Here is a 19,988-nt window from a genome sequence, read left to right as displayed (position 1 = left end):
CATTGCCAATTCTCTTGCGACGCTTGACCGATAACATCTGGAAAGAACCGAATGACTCCTCTGATCGACGCTCTGGAAACCGCGTGTAACAAAATACGCGGTTCTCTTCCTTTTCACTGGCAGCGTCTGCGTACTTTGCCAATGTCAGGCGACGAAACCTTGATCAAGCTCGTCGAGCGCCAACTCGGCGTTCACATTGTACGCGTCAACAAACAATCGGCTTTGCAGATTGGCGGCGTCTATATTGTGCTAACCCCTGCGGGTAATTACCGTGCGGTGGAAGTGGCAAATGACGGGACATTCGTTTTTCTTGATGAAGATAAAGAGCAAAGCCACCACAAAGCCGAAGCTGATAATATCCGTTCTGCTGCGGATGTGGTGACCGTTGAAAGCAAAATCGAACCTTCCCTTGAACTGGAAAAACGGCCTCCCGAGGCAAGCGAAAAGCCGCAGGCTCTCAAAAAAACTGTGCATCCGGCCGAGGTTGTGAAACTTGATGCACTCGCCAAAACGGATGACAAGCGCGATATAGCGCAATTGGGCAATGCGGAAAACGGTGGCTCAAAAACTGCTCAAGAAAAAGCTCAAAAATTTACTGATCAATGCATTCCGCAATATCAGGTTTTCAAAGCAAGCCTTCTTGACAATTTCGATTTGCGCCGCCTTATTTCTTCCGATCCGGTGGCGGTTTCTATTTTATGGAAATTGCTTTTCGGCTCGATTTTCATCAATCTGATGATTGTGGTCACACCGCTTTATCTGAATGCAATTTATAGCCGCATTTTACCGGCCTATGCATCCGCATCGTTATGGACTTTTTCGATTGGAGTCGCATTGGCATTGCTCGGTGAATTCCTGCTTCGTCGTGACCGCCAGAAGCTCAATATTTCGCTGATCCAGCGCATTCACACAACAATCGAACCCAACATTGTGAGGCGGCTTTTGCGTGTCAATGCCAGCCAGTCGAATGAATGGGGCGCTGCCCAGTTCCGGGCACTTGATGACTGGAAAATGGTGCGCAATTTTGCGCTTTTGACTTTGAACCTCAATGTCGTGGATGTTCCCTTCATTCTGCTCTTTCTTTTGGTCATTGCCATACTCGGGCAATGGGTTGTCGTTGTTCCGTTATTTATCATCGCCATTATTTTTTGCGTCATGTATTACTATTGGCGACAGGCAGCGTTGCAGTTTAAAGAACGGCCACTTCATCGCGACCCTCCGACACCCGTCGATATGATGGTGGCGTCCATTATTGGTCGGCCGGATGTTGTCAGCGATCGCTATATGTCCGATTCCGAGACCGATATTGAAGCCTGGCAAAAGCGTTATCAACGAACTGCTGCTTTCCAGCGTTTGAATTATGCCATCAATGGCATTCAGCTCGTGCTCATTGTCATTATGGCTTATTATCTGGTGCTTGCCGGTTCTCTTAATCAGGGGGCGATTTTTGCGGTTATTCTGCTTGCCGGCCGTATGTTGATGCCATTGTTCGGTGTTTCAAGTATTGTCTATGAGGCTTATGGAGCCCATCTTAGTTACAAGCGGTTGAAAAAACTTATCGGCGAAAGCTCCGACAATCAGGATCAGCCGATCCATCTTGAAAAATACGAAAATCTCAAATCGCCATTATGGCTAATTGAACATGGAACTTTTGCCTATAACAGTGAAAAGGTTATTCTTGATGATCTTGATCTTGTTATACCAAAGGGGCAGAAAGTTGCACTGTTCGGGCGCAACGGGAGCGGTAAAAGCACTTTGTTAAAATTGCTGGCCGGCTATCTGTCACTTGAAAAAGGTACAATTACGTTTTCAAAACGTCCGCTCCATGCTGGCGATGAATCGATCAAACATCTCATCCATTATGCCTGGCAAGAACATGTGATGTTGACAAGCTCGGTTTATGAATTTTTGTGTCTGGAAGGCCGGCTCTCGCGTGAAGAATGTGAAAACATTCTCCATCAGCTTGATCTTGTAAGTGGCGAAATGCAAATTGCCGATAAATTGGAAGTAACATGGCGCGATGCCGGATTTTATCCCAATCCTGCACATCGCCAGATGCTTGCCTCGGCACGCCTTGCACTGACAAAACGCAAGATTCTCATTCTGGACGAGCCGACCTCGCAATTGTCACAAAAACAGGAGTCACGCGTTGCCAATGTGCTTAAAAACATATTGCAGCCTGATACAACAATGGTCGTGTCGACAGACCGTTTTGATATTCTGAGTTTGACAGAACGCGTTATTGTTCTCGATCAGGGGCATATCCAGTTTGACGGGCCAACACGCGAATTTCTGCGCCGTTCCAACCACCCGCAAAATGCTTGAAACAGAAAAGTCGTTCAACATCAGCTACTAACTTATAACTGCTTCACTGAGGCGTAGCTTTAAAGCAGTTTTGACAAGAAAAATATTAGGGGGTAGGAAGTTACAGAGCGTAAAAATGTAACTGATAAATCGGGATTAATGGTTTTTTCTCATCTAATTATGATTAGTGTTTAATAACATTGGAAATGATACAGTTTACTTTTCTTAAACAGAAAAAACCATAATGTTTATATTGATAGAAGATAGAAAAATATGAATGCGTAGGCCTAAAACCTGTTGAGCGTGAGAACGCTTATCAAAACCTAATTTATGTAGGAAAGTAAGCAAGCAGAACGATTTACGCAAATGTCACTCTCGTTTTTATTGTTTATGAGTTGAGTGCCTTTATTCATCACACTATGCTAAAATAGCTATAAACTGACTTTAAGCATTAACGTGTTGCAGCTTTAAAATCATTATTCACGTCACCCAAAAAAATATAACGAATTGAGTTATGAGGGGAACAGTTTTTGAGAGGTTCTTTGCATTAGCAATCGATTTCATAGCTCATCGGCGTTGGCCAGTTTTACCCAGCCAACGTGCTCATTTATTTCAAGACAATGTCTATCGCTTGTAGATCGCGAAAATCAACGTTTGTTCAGGAATCTTTGTCTTCAGTGACAATATATTTTGTTCCTCGTGTAAGGAGCGTCGCAATCCCCAAAATGACAGCTCCGGTAATCCAAATAAACATCAATAGTCCGAAACCGAGTGATGCGCCAATGGCTGTACCAGCTCGTTCCGCGTCGCTTGCTGCTAATTGATATTGGTGTCCTGCATTTCCCATCCCGCTGACGACCCATATTAACATGAGCACATTAAATATGATAAAAATCCATTTTACAAATTTTCCGAAAGCCCCACGTTTGTAATATTCTCTTTGAATGGATGCCATTTTCCTCACTCACCTTCTGACTGATTATTGTTGTCCTGAAAAACTGAAACAGAACTGAATCTGAAAATATATTCAGGTTTTTCCATGCTGCCGTCCATTGAAAGGCTTGCCTCCCGATAGCAGTCCACGGTTTGACTATCTTTTAAAAACTGTCCGGAGAACCTGATTTTTTCTCCTTTATTTAATTTTGAAAGGTTTTTGAATACTTGGGAATCGGGATCCAGTAACGTTTTATCAAATACATCAGATAGTGCGTTATTCCAGGTTTTTACGAACACATCAGATGACAATTGAACTGAAACAACTCCCAAACCATCCCCATTTGTTGTCAACTCGGTTATCGTTCCCACCCAGTTTTTAACCATTGGAATTGGCACAGCTTTACAAACAGCTTTTGCTCTTTCTCGTCTAACACCGCCTTTTGCAAGATCGTTGGTAGAATGAGTGTATTTTTCCCGAGCTGATTGCAACGAACTAATAAAACTGCTCTCATCTTCCGGGATCAAATAAAAAAGGTCCTTTTTTTGCCGTGTCTCGAGCTCTTTTTTCTTCTTCTGGCTTTCTTTTTCAATAAGTGCAGCTTTTTGGTTGTGCCACGTATTAGAGTCGACTATTCCGTAGCTCTGAGCTTTGTTTTCATCAGCGGCGTTATCAAATCCCGCTTTGCGCGCGGTTTCATCTTTGTCTGGTAGAAAACCCGTAGCTAAAACAAATAATATAATCCCACCGACGAAAAAACGGAGACCATTTTTACGCCATTGTTTTTTAAAGAGCATTACAATGCCAACTAAAAAACCAACGACACCTAAAAGACCGATCAAACTTAAGAAAATTTCCATAATCTTTACAATTTAAATAACTTGGACATTGGAAATGCGGTAGTTGGATTCAATATTCTCAAAATATCTTATGGAATGATGTTTTTCAATAAATATAAAAATGCTTATTCACAATTAAAACATTTGTTTTTATCAGGGCAGTAAGTTATTGCTCTGTTGACTAAACTCTTGAAATGAAGCGCAATTTTGCAAATTAGAATTTAGGCAATTCCAATTTATAAAAATAAGTTTTAGCCAACTAACGTCCCGAATACGAACGGGAGAGAATTGTTTTTCGTTCTTATTCTGTAATGGTGTTTTACATGAACATGTTGAGTCTGTTTACCGATGTGAACGTCGTACCGATAACGTTAGAAATAATGAAGTGCTGAAAAAATTTTTCAAAAATTGATGGTAAGTGATTCTGTCTATCTACTTGAACTCCGCTAAACGTTGATTGTTGTTTCGTCAACACGGCGAAGGTCGTTCGCTATCAGCAAATTGGATATGACCTGACGATATAATATAAAGTGATACGAGCCTTACGGTTCGGGAAGTGCTTGAAGTGGCGTTCCGGTTCTTTCATTGCCTGCTTATTGGCGAAATTTGGATGCAAAATGTTGCATATGGTTCGGTACGACACTTCTCTCTTTTAGCTAGCGCTCTGCTCGAATATGTGAGCGGAATTGTTAAACAAAGCTACGAAAGGAGAGGCTTGTTGCAATATCACGTTGCCGGTTGGGGTAATAGTTGCCAGCGGGCTTTTAAGGCTTTGCGGTGTGGCAAAGCCTCATTATAAAAATAAATATCCGTCGTTTATTACTTACAAAGGTTTTTCTGCAATTATCCGTTTGGTATCATCGAAAGAGAACAAGCACACTCATCGTTTTGAAAGCCATTTTAAAAGTTTTTTAGCTTTTTCCTGTTGATTGACAACATCAAGTTGTTTTAACTTCACTTGAAGATAATACATATGAAATATTATTCTCATTTTATAAAATAAATTTTTAAAAATTGTTGATAATTTATCATATAAAATCAAATCTGATCTATCCGAAGTGTGTAATCTGTTGGGAATTATGTTCGTCGAGAAAGAATTAAAGAGGATGGAAGTATAACAGTTTGGGCGAAAGCATTTTCAAAATGCCGAACACACATCAATAGATGTTCATTTGGATTTTTGGCATTTGACCAAATCGTCCAGGTACAAAAGAAAAGAGAAATTCCAGGTAAAAACCTTTCTGGATATAGGTCTGAATATAAAAAATCCTCAAACCATGGAAGAGATCAATTTATATTTGCCTTTTGCCGTTAATCCAGCATCGATCGAAGATTTTGGGGACAAAGCAGTCGGATTTGCGTCTGCAAACGGAATTGGCGGGGATCAAAACACCTCCGAGGTAAAAGCAGACGAAAAACGGCTCGAGATTGCAGATTCCGACAATCAACGTTCGTTATGCAGAATTAGCCGGTTTATGCTGGATGAACAGCAACAAATCGATAAATCGGCTTTGGAATTGGAAACATTTCCGGATTCGACGGGAACATTATTATCTATCAAAAGTAAGACCATACGATCGGCGAGTGAAGATATAGACGCTGATGGTCAGGTTTATTTCGCACTTAGAGTCTATCTTGACCGAAATTCTACCGGTTCGCTTCTCTATGAGGTGCGACCACTTTGACGGAACTTTCAGGGAGCTTTCGAGGCCAGAGAATGTGTCGATTTTCATTTTAACGATAAATTGGCACTTTCCCTTTCGATCGGCCGTAGAATTCAAACTAAGGAAGAAAATGAAAAGGTTAATATTGTTACGGCAACGTTTTCGGCCATATTGTCGATTGATCCCGACATTTCGAGTTGCAGCTTTCCTTGGTGCAAAAACGATCTATTGGACAAAACTGACTGGTATGATTATGTGTCATGCGGCATAGCGAACTCTATAATCAGCTATCAATAGAAAGTTACCCGACAAGGAGGGGGATTTTCCGATTATTCAACATTTTTAAAATTGCGCGTAAGCGTGACCGGCCCGAAAGTTTTACAACATTATATGTCGAATATCCTTATAGTCAGTTTTTTATGGAATATGACAGCTCTCATCACGGGAATATTGTCTATTAAATTGGCGGGAATGGTAATGAGTATCCTTGTAGGTGCTATGACCCTATTCGTTCTGTATTCTGTGTTTGAAGTGATTTCAAAATATAAAAAATAAAAAAGTTGAAAAGATGAATTGTTATGTATAATAGTGTAAATATAAGATAAAAAGTATATATGGAATTACCGAAAAATACATTGTAAAGCACAATGTTGTTATTAAGAGTTATAATTGAAATAAATTATGCTTGCGTCAAAAATATACGGTTTTGCTATGGCAGATATAATTCCCCACATGTCACTCTTTCACATGCTGACAAACGGTTAATTGCTTTTGAAACAGGATTTTAACAGATGCAAAAACCGAAAATCACTGTTTGAGAAACGTATTTTGAAAGATTGTCGGGCAGGCTTTTCAAACAAAATGAATAATTCTTCTATAGCGCCAATTTGAATATCGCCTATCTCTATGATAGGAAGCAATAAAATATACTTACCCGAGGGAGGATAAGATTATGTCCCGACCGGAGTTCAGACATAGAAATGTTTCTTCGAAATCGGTAAATCTTTACCATTGATAAATTTTTTGCGGGATGAAATTGGATTTTCTGGAAACAACAAAGCCGGCGGCGAAGCTTGTCACTGCCCGTTTTTGGCAGGAACGGGCAAGTGATATAGCAAAGATAGTACAAAGTGACATCAGGCAAATTGCGGAACGTCTTAAAAATGCCGACAAAGCGGATATAGGTGCTGTTTTCGACGAGTTTTCAGAGTTTCTCGGCAAAGACATTGACAACCTTCCTAACCAGGATGACATCGCTGAACTGCTGGCACAATATGTCGTTAGCAAGCCCGTTTTAGATATTTTATTTTCAAGTGCCAGTGTTGCCGAACATAACCCGCTGTCGGTAAAAGCAATTCGCAAAATTTTCAATAATTTTGCCGATATTCACAGCAGTTTGCCAAAGCAAAGCCTCGAACAATTCTATCAAGCTGTTGCAGAACGCGCAAAAGGATTAAAACAAAAACCGGAAGCAAGGCAAAAATTTATTGCCGGACTGTATGACCGCTTTTTCAGTAGAGCTTTTCCGAAAATCACCGATCGTTTAGGGATTGTTTATACGCCTGTCGAAGTTGTGGACTTCATTCTTCACAGCGTCGATGACATTTTGCGAACCGAGTTCAACCGGTCGTGGGGAAGTCAAGGCGTGCAAATCCTTGATCCTTTCACCGGAACAGGCATTTTTATTGCCCGTCTGATCGAGTGCGGGTTGATCAAACCGCAAGATTTAGAACAAGTTTATAACAACGACCTTCACGCCAATGAGGTCGTTTTACTTGCCTATTTTATCGCCAAGCTCAATATCGAAACAGCCTATCAAGTGAAAAACGGCACGCCCTATCGGGCTTTTTCAGGTGTCCATTTTTGCGATACATTCGTGACCAGTGAAAAAGACAAATCCCGATTGGTGGACTCTGCCAACAGCCAAGATCGCCAACAGGATCATAGGAAGCTCAATTATGAGAACGGGAGTGATCTGCCGGATATCCGGATTATTATCGGCAATCCGCCTTATTCAACGGGGCAGGAGAGCGCCAATGATGATGCGGCCAATCAGAAATATCCGGAAATTGACCGGAGGATTGCCGAAACCTACCTTGCTTCGACACTGACAAAAGGCGGCAAGCGCTCTTCTTATGACAGCTACATCCGTGCAATTCGTTGGGCGTCCGATTATATTGGCAATTGTGGCATTATCGGCTTTGTGACCAATGCCGGTTTTGTCCAATCCGCTTCAGCCGACGGTATGCGCAAATGTCTTGCCGAAGAATTTTCCAATATCTACATTTTTCATTTGCGCGGCAATGCGCGCACATCCGGCACATTGCGACAAAAAGAGGGAGGCAATATATTCGGCGTCGGTTCACGCGCACCTGTTGCCATTTCGCTTCTTGTCAAAAATCCTTTAGCCAAACAATCAGGGCAGATTTTTTTCTACGATATTGGCGATTATCTCGACATTACTCAAAAGCTTGAAAAAATTAAAAAGCTCAAAAGCATTGCCGGTCTAAAAGATAAATGGCAAAAAATCATTCCCGACAGTTATCACGATTGGCTTAATCAACGCGATGGGTGTTTCAGCCATTTTCCTGCAATGGGCGACAAAAAGAATAAACAGCGCCTCACCATTTTCAAACTCTATTCGAGCGGCGTTGTTTCGGGGCGGGATGCCTGGGTCTATAACGCTTCGAAAAGTAAGCTCTTGCAAAATGTCCAGCGAATGACAGAATTTTATAATCAGGAAATTGACCGATATTCCCGCTACAGACAACGTTTCCCTAACAAAGCTGTCAATGTGAGAGATTTCGTCAAAAAAGACGTCAAAAAATTCAGTTGGGGCGGGGGTAACTGGCAGGCAAGTTTTAAAAAACAGATCAAAGAAACATTTTCGGAAGATTTGACCGAAATTTGCAGTGTCCGGCCGTTTACAAAATCATGGCATTATAGCGCAACACGTTTCAATCACAGCTCCTATTCGATGAAAGATATATTTCCGGCGGGGGCTTCGGAAAACCTTGCTATTTGTGTGTCCGGAAATGGCAAGCGCGGCGGTTTTTCAGTCATCATGTCAAACAGGATTACAGATTTCCAGTTCGAGGATAATGGCCAATGTTTTCCGCTTTACTATTATGAAAAAAGCGATGTGCGTGAAGGGGGAAAAGACGGCGCTAAACAGGGCGGTTTCAAGCGTTCTCATGCCATCACCGACGAGGCACTAAAATATTATCAAACCACCTATTCCGATAATCACATCAGTAAAGAAGATCTGTTTTATTATATTTACGGGATTTTGCATTCACCGGACTATCGAGCCCGTTTTTCCGACAATCTCGTTAAAGAATTGCCCCATATTCTGCCTGTCAAAACACTTGAAGACTTCAAGGCTTTTGCAAGCGCCGGTCGCGCATTGGGGTATTTGCATGTGAACTATGAAAGCTTTGAAAAATATCCGGTCAAACTTGTAACAAAAAAGAAGAAACTTGGCGCGTCCGATTTTTATGTGACAAAAATGCGCTATGGCGGAACGGGTAAAAACAAAGACCGCTCGGTCATCCATTACAATGACAAAATTACTCTTACAGGAATACCACTCGCCGCTTATGACTATATCGTCAACAATAAAACCGCGATTGACTGGGTTATGGAAAGGCAAAGTATACGCATTGATAAAACAAGTGGAATTATCAATGATGCCAATGATTTTGCACGCGAGACAATGCATAATCCAGCCTATCCGCTGGAACTCTTGTTAAGGGTGATCAGCGTTTCTGTGAAAACGGTCAAAATTATCCGCAATCTGCCGAAACAGGATATTTAACACCAATACAAGCGCCAGCCGAAAGATGGGCTATGGGGTGGATTGAAAGAAAATAACTTTTCTTAACTTATTGTTTTTGCTTTATTTATTATGAATGAAATAATGCCCATAAGAAGCAGGTTTTACCGACATTTTTCACTCCGTTCTAACTGTTATTAATATAAGAAATATTTTATAGCATTCCTCTCTTGTACAACAAGAGGCAGGCTTGTGGTGCAAATGATATGATTACAAGTTTGATTTAGCCCATATTTCTGCATCGCGCCGATTTGTTACTCCAATTTTTTTGAAGGCTTCCTGTAAACGTTTTTTTACAGCTGCTTCAGAAATATTTAAACGTTTAGCGATTTCTATGTTTTTGATTTGAGGTCGCAACTCAACTAAAACTTGAGCTTGGCGAAGTGTTAATCCATGTGGAAGAATCGGATTATTACTGCGACCGATTATTGTTTCTGATTTTTCTTGTATAATATTATCTGCTTCTTTAAGAAACAATTGCATTTGTGGACTATCAGGAAACTGTTTCGTAACGCCTTTTATTCCAAATAGATAGGAAATATCTCGACGTGTAAGTCTCGTTTTGTATTTAAATTGGTGTAATGTCGCTCGTGTTTTTTTGCGCCATATTCTGTCGGGTTGCATTTTTTTATTTATTACTATTCCAGTTATTTCCATACGGCCTCCAGAGCCAACAAAGCGGGTTTTTTCCGGTTTGAGGTTGAAACCTTCTCTTTCGATTATTTCTTTTACATCATTTAAAAAATTAACGTTTATTTGTTCTAACGAGCTAAAGGTTAAATCATCAGCATAGCGGGAGTATTTAAAATTATTTTCTTCTGCTATTGATGACAATGACTTATCTAATTGACGCAAAACTAAATTTGCTAATGCGGGGCTTGTAGGAGCTCCTTGAGGAACACGTCCTTTATAGCAACAAAGGCAGGTAAGCATATCTGCTACGTCTTCTTTGTATCCTGCTGATGAAAATATATTTTTAACTTGTTCATTAGTAATTGATGGAAAAAATTGTTTTATATCTACATTCAAAATATGTTTTGCACCTAAATGGAATTCAGCATTTTGAAATACGTTTCGTCCTATCACAAATCCAAAGACATTGGGTGCAACGTCAATGTGGTTCAATATATTATCTAAGATCCACCACTGTATAACTTTCAAATAAGTTCTAGGCGTATCAATTAGGCGTTTTGTCTTATCTTTTTTTTGAATTGAAAATGACCTATAATATTTTTCAGGGCGTTTTAGAATTGAAAAAATTATTTTAGGACTAATACCCATAAAAATAGGAAAAATTCCGGTATTTGTTATGGGAGGAATTCGTCTCTTCCTATAGAAGCTCAGTTCGTCTTCGTATTTATTCCCGTACTCTTCAAACAAGATACGCTCTAGATGTTGAAAGTCATCTGGAAAATAATAGGAACGAGTTGGCATCTACAGTAACTTCCAGCCTTGATAAATGAGACTGCCATGAGCACGCGGAATAGGCTTGAGAGGAATTTTGGCGGCAAGGCCCGGCATAATGCCTCTCGAGCCTATTCCGCGAGCCCTTTCAAGCCTAACCTGATTGTCAGCTCGCCGAAACAGCGAACAAACTGAACATGATGCCAACTCGCGCTTCACTTATATACCTTTCTTTGTGCTTTCATCAAGAACAAACGACGGTTATCGACTGACCGCTCCAATCCTGCATGGCGTGGAATCTGCCTGCCTGAGGGAGTTAAAAAATATACTCCTTTTCGAACGTCCGTCACTAACTTACTAGCTCGGGCAACTTCATGTGCTTCACGAAGTTTACTGTTCTTATTTAACCATTCTGTTAATTCTTCTCCTAAATAAGTAGCAGAATATTTTTCAATATCCTGAATTCGAGCGGGTTGAATTATGGAGAGAATTGAAAGATATGCAAAGAGTGGGTCAATATGTCTCATTCAGTTATTATCCGTTCTTCTACAAATTTCTGTGCTTGTAAGTTAACAAAATTTTCAACAACTTCCCAGCATGAGGGTATATTTGAATACTCTTTGTATTCGATTGTTGCTCCGTTATTTTTAGCTTGCGGAATAGGGCCTGTATTCATATAGTTTTTGTGATGTTCATATTGTTGATCCACTATTATAAGCATTTTATTACATATCTTACTGTTTGTACAAAATGATCCTAGCTCGAGAAAAGAACCCGGGCTGCTTGGTAACATTACAATAGCATTAGTTTTTTTATCTTTAGCATGATTAAGTTCGGCTAATAAGGCATTATTACGTCTTCCTAAGACATCTGCTGTAGTGTCTATTAGCTTTGTATATTCCCCCATAGTTACATTCCAGCCTGCTTCCGTTAGCTGATGATACAAATGGTATCTTAATACTTTTCCAAACTCTTTTGAATTTTTTCGGGGGGTTTTATTAGTGTCAATATATGGTCCAGCTAAAAAAACCACTTTATCAAAACCCGACATTAGCTGAGCATTATTTAGCTGCTGTTGATCCAATATTAGGCCTACTTTTGGTGGTGGTGAATTTCCAATCACGCTCGTATGCCTCTTCCCTATTAAGTGGTTTAGTTAAATCAATATTCAAAAAACAGTTGCCTTCTTACCGTTTGCATCGTGAAAAATCAATTTGCTGTAACGAGTTTCTATATCTCAAGTCACCATTTTTTGTTTGTATCTAGCAATCATTAAAACCGCGCATAGAGCAGCTAGTATTTTGTAGCAAAGCAAAGCCTTTAGCTACAAAATGCATATCCTCCTATAAAACCTTACCACAGCAGCGTGTTACCCCTTGTCCAGTCTTCATCAACAGTCAAAACAAGCTCTGTTTTTCTTTTTTTTGCCTGTCGGTTTTGCTCTTAAAACAAGTAATAAATCTTCATTTGCTGATATTATATTTTAGGGATAACAGGTCTGAAGTGAGCTCCTAATTGCAGTTTTACAGTTTAGCCTGGTAACCATATTTGGCGGAGCCTTTAAATTCCGGCTGATTTCCGTATGCTAGAACGAAAGCAAGTTGCAAAACCATTCGGAAACAACGAGTTATGTTTTTGAGAATGGTGCCCAGAAGAGGCAACACATTGATATTTAATGATAAATCAATGATTATCTGTTTGTATCAAACAAATTGATATTGCTTTATGTTCTTGTTTCGTTCACTATCACGATTTATCATTGAATTTCATCCTAGCGCACGCCGAAAGGGGAGGCTGTAGGGTGGACTGAAAAACATCTTTAAAGGTGGAGCGGGGCATGCGAGCGATAAATCGTTTAAGTGCAAAAGCGGTATCTGCACCGGGAGCTGGTAAATATAGTGATGGAGCTGGTCTATGGCTTGTCAAATCCAATGCTGATAGGCAAGTGGGTCTTCTATTATACTGTACACGGAAAGCGGCGAGAAATGGGGCTTGGCACTATCCAGTCTGTGTCATTGAAAGAGGTAAGACAGACAACTGGGCGTTGGCGTGCGGAATTGCGGAATGGCAATGACCCTATCAAACAGCGCGAAAAAGAAAAGCGAGAGGCCGCCGGCAATCTTCACCTGTTAAAAGATATCGCACGTGATGCCTTTGAAAGTCGCAAAGCCGAATTAAAAGGCGATGGCAAGGCGGGGCGCTGGTTTACACCTCTTGAACTTCACGTTTTGCCAAGGTTGGGCAATGTGCCTGTGTCTGATATAGATCAAACGGATATACGGGATACATTAGCCCCTATCTGGCATGATAAAGCCGACACAGTGCGCAAAGCCCTGAACCGCCTGAAATGAACCGCCTGAATATCTGTTTGAAGCATGCTGCGGCTTTGGGGCTTGATGTAGATTTGCAAGCCACAATGAAAGCGCGTGCATTATTGGGTAAAAGTAGACACAAGCCCCAGAATATCCCTGCAATGAATTGGAAAGATGTGCCAGCTTTCTATTCAAGCCTTGATGATGGGAGCGCAACGCAACTGGCTTTGAAGCTTTTAATTCTGACCGGTGTGCGTTCTAATCCCTTAAGGCATATCCATGAAGATCAGATTGATGGTGATGTGTGGACGATACCAGCCGAGGCCATGAAAGGACGCAAGGATGCAACCAGTGATTTTCGTGTGCCATTATCCAAAGAAGCTTTAAAAGTGATTGATGAGGCGCGACGAATTTCCAGGGACGGTTTTTTATTCGTCGGTGCCCGTCGTGGCGTGATTTCCGATATGGCGATCACCAGCCATATGGAACAGGCTGGAATGGAAGCCCGTTCACATGGTTTTAGATCAAGTTTAAGGGATTGGCTGGCAGAGGCAACAGATGCCCCCCATGATGTAGCAGAGACGATTTTAGGGCATGTTTTAGAAAGCAGTGTGGAACGCGCTTAGAGGCATACAAACTTCATAGACCAACGTCGTACATTGATAGAAAGTTGGGCAAGCTATGTTAGCAGTCAAAATGGTGAAGTTATCCAATTCAAGGATAAGGTAACCGGCGCGTAACCATTCACATGCGCTGGTTATTTATTTCAAGCACTTGCCTTTTACAGTTTCGGCAAAGTCAAAGTCTAGTTGTTATTGCTTAAACCCTTCAAAAGCAGGAATGTTCTGTAACCTCACTACCTACATAGTATACTATCTCACTTTTCACATCAGCCACGAAAGTTATAGTTCTCAGCTGTGGGCAAATAGGTCTTACTGCAATCTTGTTACAGTTAAGTCTGGCTGTATTTGTTGGCTTTCCGTACAGTGATGTATAAACTGAGTCACACTTATATCCATGTTGCGTCGCTATATTGCGAGCTGTTTTTAGGTCAACGCCTATAGCATTTAATTTATTAACATAGCTTTCATGTTCGGAAGGTGTTGTCGTTAACAGAGTGCAGCCGCAGACACTTAAGAAAGTCGCAGAAAGCATTAAATATCGTAACATGATCATCGTCCCTCTAATGTTCATAAAGATTTAATTAGGTATCTGGTAAGCAGTTTAACATCAAGACACTGACAGATTAACTTCGAATGTTTGATGCTAAAATTTCCGGAAACACTTTTACGAGCGTAGAAATCCGCTGGTTATTTATTTGGTACTATAGTACCATTATCATGCAAGCAAACAACGAGCTTAACCCTTTGAAGCCTCGTTTTATAAAATCAATTTAAAGTCCCCACAGGCGCAATCTTTTTTGGTTTTGTACTTACATAAAAATTACTTACTACGTCTATAAACGCCTTTAAATGGCAAATAGCGACTATTTAAATTCGCCGATGTGTCTCGCATGAATATAACCTCGAAATATGTGTTGAAATGTGCCATTGATTTGATTGTATTCTCTCGCGAACTCATGAAATGTAAATATGTTTGATGGGCGCATTAAGGCATTGCTATTATGGCAACACCTTTCCAGCACTATGACAACAGGCATATCCCGCAACTTAGACGTAGCGAAACAAAAGCGAAAAAAGAAGCCAAAGCAATGAAATCAATAAGATAGGTAAAGCGAGGCTTGAGTTATTTTATCATTTCAACTAGCGCATCCATGTTGACAAATGTTAACATTTTTAACGTTGCGATCAGCGCTACCCAATTGAAGAATATCGATCCCCTTAAGGGACCTAAACAACTACAGCCTTATCTTGAAACTCTGTATGACGGGAAAGCCAAGCCGGATGACGATGAGCCTATCTCAAAGCTCTTCATCTTCATGATGCCCTGTTATAGGAATGTGTCATATGGGATGGCTATGCGTGTGTTGGGCTGACGTGGTACTCGTGCAGCGAATGCGAAAGACCAATTGCATGAAGAGAGATGTCTGACATTCACCAAGCTGGGCAGGACTGAAACTGTCAAGAAAAAAGGATATAAAGGCTGGAGACACCGAGCTATTTTTTACCTTGTTTACCACACATTGGTTTTTCCCTGTCCCACAATGCATCTTCTATATCCTGTACGAGCGGTTCTTCTGTCCCGACAGGAAAGAAAGAAATATCGATATAAACTTTACCAGATGGTGGATTCATCCAATCCCAACACTGCATATGAAGACTATAGGTAGACTTAGAATTTTCTGTTAAATGATACTTTAATCGTATGTCTATGTCTTTCATAGTTTTTCCAACATACAACACAGATTTTGAAGTATTGTTTTTATTATGCTCAGAAAAACTAATTCCCTTATATCTATCTAAATTGCTGAATAAATTTATAATATAACTATAATGAGATTCATCGATAGATATGACGTAAATTGAAGGATTGTTTTTATATTTTTTAATTAAAGTATTTTTTTCATGTTCAAATAGTGACTTAATTTCGCCGTTTGCTATGTCTGCAAAAGGAATTTCAATGTGTAAAGGTATAAGCTTTGTACAATCAAACTGTTCTAACGCTGTTGCCCGTTTTCTGATTTTATCGGCAGCCGCTGAGGTTAGATTTTTATCAATCATTTAATTACCTCGCTTTCACCTTTAATAAACCCACCGTTTTCAAGAGACTGGAGCTCTGAGCTGCTATTTACAAATTGCGATACCCCACTTGGTCACGGCTCAGTAGATAATACACCTGTTTGTATTTCAAGTCTCTTTATTGTTGGAAGTAATACGCAGAATAATTCCGTAACGCCTTTTTGTTCCAATTGCGATAATGCTCCAGCCGCTCTAATTAGTTGGCTCGGAGTGAAATTTATCCACGTTTGATAACAGGGGGTTAAATAAGCTATGATGAGTATCCTGAAATACAAATAAGTATGGAACTTTCATAACGGATTAAATAACACAAAAATGATTACAGATTTTCAAAAATTCGTTTTGCGCATTTTTGGGTATTGGTTCATTGGCGGAGTTTTTCCTACGTAAAATCTTTACTGATTGCAGAAAACTATGCCCCTCCTTATCCGTCACTTCTTCATTGCAAAAAATTCGGTATGATAACAAGGATTATCGACAAGTTGCGCAAAGTGGTTTGCTCTCAAAGCAATAAGTGGCCGAAAAACTTACCACAGATATACGGTTGGAGGATTTGCGTGCCCCATCGATTTTCTAGGACAACTGCATTTCCAAACGCTCTCGGCGGAAATGCAATTTTAATAAGCTTTTTCACAATGAACTCTAGCTTTTGTCATTTTTTAGATGTCCGGGCATGTAACCGACAACAACTTGATTTGTGGGAGAATCCCAAAAATAATACAATCGAAATGAGAGTTGTCTTTTACGGCTGCTACTACCCTTTAAATGGCGATTTAATTCGCAATTGCGCCCATCATATTGGACGAAAATATTCGTGGCCAAATTGTTTTGCCTTATTGGGTTGACTAAAACATTGTTGATCGTCCAATCCCAATTCCGCACATCTATCAAAGTATTTTTTTGGGGGATTTCTCCATGTTTCATTGGAACGTAATAATCTCTTAATAGAAGCAATGCTTCGTAAATTAATTGCTTATTCTCGAAATCGGTATCCTTCACAGCTTTGATTGCACGGTTATGAACCACAACTTGTCCTTGAAGGTTATTTTCAACCCAATCTTCAAAATTTTTCAAATCGGTTGGAATATTAATTTTTGTTTCTGTATTTTGACGTATTAATTTATTAACATAGTCGTGAAGCGAAAAGTACTGGGCCTTCCATCGATTGCAGTCTTGTTCAAGTTGATCTCTCTGTGTCTCCGCAGTCACAAGGAGCTCTTGATATTCTGCAATTCGTTGTTCCGCAATTTTTATTTCGTTATCTGCATATTTGAGTAGAGCATCGGTATCGTCGTTATTTTTCTCGGATCGTAATTTGGCAAACGAAAATTGTTTGACTGTCTGATAAGAGGGAATATCACGTTCCAGTTCTTCTCCTGAACGCATTGGTTTCAAAACACGATTAATTAGAAAATCCATATAGTCACCACCTTCTGTAGGTGCCGACCAATTTTGAATGCTTGTTAATGTGGTAATTGGATGTTCAAATGGTGAACTATAGTCAGAATGGAATTTAGGATTGTAAGTGCGTACTGCCCCGTTGAATGTCGAAAAATATTTTGTAACTTCATCGGTTAAATAATAACTGGCGGTTGAGGTAATAACAACAGAGTGAACGCACCCTACGGTACGGCGAATAAATTTTTTGATATCAATTGGAGTTTTACTTATATCATCTTCACCATAAGGTAGCGAAAAAACAACTACAGGGCAACGTCTTGATTCGTCAGTCAAAAAATCCACTAAATCAATGACATCTTCCTTGGTACAGACTTTTAAAGGGTCTGGCGATGTTTTTTGCCGTCAAGAAATGTATCCATTTTATAACATACACTTCTAACAAGGCTTGGGACTGTACGAGGTATAAATCCCCCATCACCCTTCTGAGTAGCACTTAAACGAAAGCCAAAAAGTACTTCTTTAGGCTGCTTTTCAGCAATCCCGATATCTGTAATCCATACCCGGTTTTGACTGTCTTTCAATTGCTCACGTAGCCGAAATGCCCAGTATTTTGGTTCATCTATTTTTATAGCGCCAGCAAATTCAGAATAGTCGGTATCAATTTCAAATGTTTCACCCTTCCAAGCTTCTTCAGGTATATTTTTGACACCTCGCTCACGTGTAAAAGCCCATTTCATAATCCGGTCCTGCAGTAAACGGTATACATTTTCACCTTTTATAACGAGCAGCGATGCGGAGATCGGATGATTTACAATACTTGGGAAAGTTTTTTGAGGGAAGACATTAATAGACGGATCCATTTTTATTTCTCCAAGCTATTTTGAACCATTTGCTTTGCTGAGTAATTTTTCAAGATGAGATTGAATGGCATTTTGGACGAAACGTGACGCAAATTCGAAAATATATTTTTTAATATATTTTGGTTTTTTATAAAAGTCATCAGAAATTATAAATACATTTAAAACGATTAATTTCATTAATTAAAATAGTGATTTAACGGATTATATCATTACTAAATAGGTATCAACAAATCAGCCTTTTACCTCGATAAAATATAGCTAACCGGTCTTAGTATAACGTGGCCTTTTTCATAGCCAATTTTCACCGAGGAAAAATCGACTAACGTGCTTGTTGGACTTTATTCAGCGGTCGTCGCTACGTTCAAAGCGGCGAGTGCAGTAACTCACATGTGGGGGAGGGCTTTTAAAAATGGGAATGGTGCCCAGAAGAGGACTCGAACCTCCACGCCTTGCAGCACAGATACCTGAAACCTGCGCGTCTACCAATTCCGCCATCTGGGCATTGCGTTCCATCTAAGCTGGCAATCTTTAACTGTCAACCCGAATTTTATGTAGCCCACAAGCCAACATGAAATTTATCTCGAAGACACTTTCGCCGATTGACGAAAATTCAGCCGGAACGGAAATAACGTAGTTTTTCTATCAGCAATGCAACGAAGTAAAATGTCGGGTAGTGTGATCTCAGGCAGTGTAACGTCACAGAGAGCAACGTCACGAAGAGTAAGTTGAGAAGTGTGATGTCAGGCGGTGTAACGCAGAGCAATACAATGTCGCGCAATGTCATGTCAGGCGGTGGAATGTCGAATAGTATGAAGTCTTGAGCAAGGTAATGTAAGGCAGTGTGATGTCAGGCGGTGCAACGCCGAGCAGCGCAATGTCACGTAGTGTCATATCTTGCGGTGCGGCATTGACCATTTCAACGCCGCCCCCGCCTTTAATCCCGCCTTTAATATCTTGCGTTGCATTTTTGCGTGCGCGAGCTTCAGGATTTGTGGCTTCAGCTTTATATAAAATTTTCACAATGCTGACTGATAGAAAGCAGTGATCATAAAAAATGCCGGAACAGATCTGTTCCGGCATGGCTCAAGTTTAAATTGAGGTTGATCTATTCAAGCACTTTTTTGGAAGCGATTGTTGAATCGGCATTAAGTTCGTAAATCATCGGAACACCTGTTGCGAGCTCGCGTTTGACGATTTCTTCGCCGCTCAAGCCTTCCAATGCCATGATGAGTGCGCGCAATGAATTGCCGTGGGCTGCAACGAGCACCGTCTCTTCACGCAATACATGCGGCTGGATGTTGTGAAGGTAATAAGGCCAAACGCGTGCACCTGTATCGCGCAAGCTTTCGCCACCCGGAGGTGGAACATCGTAAGAGCGGCGCCAGATGTGAACCTGCTCTTCGCCCCATTTCTTGCGTGCATCATCTTTGTTGAGGCCGGAAAGGTCGCCATAGTCGCGCTCGTTCAAAGCCTGATTTTTGATTGTTTCAAGCTTTGGCTGGCCCATTTCATCCAGAATGTGCTGGCAGGTATGTTGAGCACGTTGCAGAGCGGATGTGAAGGCAATGTCGAACTTCAATCCTGCTGCCTTCAATTTTTTTCCGGCGGAGATTGCTTCTTCCAATCCTTTTTCAGAAAGATCGGGATCTTTCCATCCGGTAAAGAGATTTTTCAGGTTCCACTCGCTTTGTCCGTGTCGAACCAAAACCAATATTCGCGACATTCTTTCCTCCTTG

13 protein-coding genes, 1 tRNA gene and 1 pseudogene are annotated in these 19,988 nt (G+C 40.5%); 4 read left to right on the top strand and 11 right to left on the bottom strand.

Annotated features, from left to right (window positions below; translation table 11 throughout):
- The first annotated feature begins 51 nt into the window (after window positions 1-51).
- Complete coding sequence (locus H3S82_RS10155) at window positions 52-2,325, top strand: ATP-binding cassette domain-containing protein (protein ID WP_198232372.1); 2,274 nt, start codon at window positions 52-54, stop codon at window positions 2,323-2,325.
- Window positions 2,326-2,962: 637 nt separating this feature from the next.
- On the opposite strand, the gene H3S82_RS10150 is transcribed toward H3S82_RS10155, so the two are convergent.
- Together H3S82_RS10150 and H3S82_RS10145 are read right to left on the bottom strand one after the other, a co-directional pair.
- Window positions 2,963-3,259: a hypothetical protein gene (locus H3S82_RS10150; RefSeq protein WP_198232371.1), complete on the bottom strand. Its 297-nt coding sequence runs from the start codon at window positions 3,257-3,259 to the stop codon at window positions 2,963-2,965.
- Between the two features lie 5 nt (window positions 3,260-3,264).
- Window positions 3,265-4,098, bottom strand: coding sequence for a hypothetical protein (locus tag H3S82_RS10145; protein ID WP_198232370.1), 834 nt, complete (start codon window positions 4,096-4,098; stop codon window positions 3,265-3,267).
- 1,151 nt (window positions 4,099-5,249) lie between these two features.
- Between H3S82_RS10145 and H3S82_RS10140 the strand changes: the two genes are divergently transcribed.
- Together H3S82_RS10140 and H3S82_RS10135 are read left to right on the top strand one after the other, a co-directional pair.
- Window positions 5,250-5,762 carry a hypothetical protein gene (locus tag H3S82_RS10140; protein WP_198237178.1) on the top strand — a complete coding sequence of 171 codons (513 nt, stop codon included), beginning with the start codon at window positions 5,250-5,252 and terminating at the stop codon, window positions 5,760-5,762.
- A gap of 1,015 nt (window positions 5,763-6,777) precedes the next feature.
- The gene (locus tag H3S82_RS10135; protein ID WP_198232368.1) at window positions 6,778-9,558 is read left to right on the top strand and encodes a DEAD/DEAH box helicase; all 2,781 of its coding nucleotides are present in this window, start codon (window positions 6,778-6,780) and stop codon (window positions 9,556-9,558) included.
- 228 nt (window positions 9,559-9,786) lie between these two features.
- Here the strand turns inward: H3S82_RS10135 and H3S82_RS10130 are convergent, their stop codons facing one another.
- The 3 genes from H3S82_RS10130 to H3S82_RS10120 form a co-directional block, all read right to left on the bottom strand.
- A complete protein-coding gene (locus H3S82_RS10130; protein WP_198232367.1) occupies window positions 9,787-11,010 on the bottom strand; it encodes a retron St85 family RNA-directed DNA polymerase in 1,224 nt (407 codons plus the stop codon).
- Between the two features lie 185 nt (window positions 11,011-11,195).
- Window positions 11,196-11,507, bottom strand: a complete 312-nt coding sequence (locus H3S82_RS10125; protein WP_198232366.1) for a hypothetical protein — start codon at window positions 11,505-11,507, stop codon at window positions 11,196-11,198.
- Window positions 11,504-12,103 carry a hypothetical protein gene (locus tag H3S82_RS10120; RefSeq protein WP_198232365.1) on the bottom strand — a complete coding sequence of 200 codons (600 nt, stop codon included), beginning with the start codon at window positions 12,101-12,103 and terminating at the stop codon, window positions 11,504-11,506. Before H3S82_RS10120 ends, H3S82_RS10125 begins: the two co-directional genes overlap by 4 nt.
- Before the next feature lie 714 nt (window positions 12,104-12,817).
- Here H3S82_RS10120 and H3S82_RS10115 point away from each other — a divergent pair.
- Window positions 12,818-14,032: pseudogene (locus H3S82_RS10115) on the top strand (tyrosine-type recombinase/integrase).
- A gap of 1,377 nt (window positions 14,033-15,409) precedes the next feature.
- On the opposite strand, the gene H3S82_RS10110 reads toward H3S82_RS10115, so the two are convergent.
- The 6 genes from H3S82_RS10110 to H3S82_RS10080 all read right to left on the bottom strand — a co-directional run bounded on the left by H3S82_RS10110 (window position 15,410) and on the right by H3S82_RS10080 (window position 19,975).
- Window positions 15,410-15,973, bottom strand: a complete 564-nt coding sequence (locus H3S82_RS10110; RefSeq protein ID WP_198232364.1) for a hypothetical protein — start codon at window positions 15,971-15,973, stop codon at window positions 15,410-15,412.
- 660 nt (window positions 15,974-16,633) lie between these two features.
- Entirely contained in the window at window positions 16,634-17,725 is a 1,092-nt protein-coding gene (locus tag H3S82_RS10100) for a hypothetical protein (protein ID WP_198232363.1), read from the bottom strand.
- A 41-nt stretch (window positions 17,726-17,766) separates the two neighbouring features.
- The gene (locus H3S82_RS10095; RefSeq protein WP_198232362.1) at window positions 17,767-18,252 is read right to left on the bottom strand and encodes a hypothetical protein; all 486 of its coding nucleotides are present in this window, start codon (window positions 18,250-18,252) and stop codon (window positions 17,767-17,769) included.
- Window positions 18,253-18,668: 416 nt separating this feature from the next.
- A tRNA-Leu gene (locus H3S82_RS10090) sits at window positions 18,669-18,753 on the bottom strand.
- Between the two features lie 279 nt (window positions 18,754-19,032).
- On the bottom strand, window positions 19,033-19,272 hold the full coding sequence (locus H3S82_RS10085; RefSeq protein WP_198232361.1) for a hypothetical protein: 240 nt from the start codon (window positions 19,270-19,272) through the stop codon (window positions 19,033-19,035).
- A gap of 85 nt (window positions 19,273-19,357) precedes the next feature.
- Entirely contained in the window at window positions 19,358-19,975 is a 618-nt protein-coding gene (locus H3S82_RS10080) for a 2,3-bisphosphoglycerate-dependent phosphoglycerate mutase (protein WP_075914011.1), read from the bottom strand.
- Window positions 19,976-19,988: the final 13 nt, after the last annotated feature.

This window comes from Bartonella sp. M0192 (genome assembly GCF_016102305.1).
Taxonomy (GTDB): Bacteria; Pseudomonadota; Alphaproteobacteria; order Rhizobiales; family Rhizobiaceae; genus Bartonella; species Bartonella apihabitans.
Note: the sequence above shows the minus strand (reverse complement) of the source record. Positions and strands in the feature narration are given on the sequence as shown.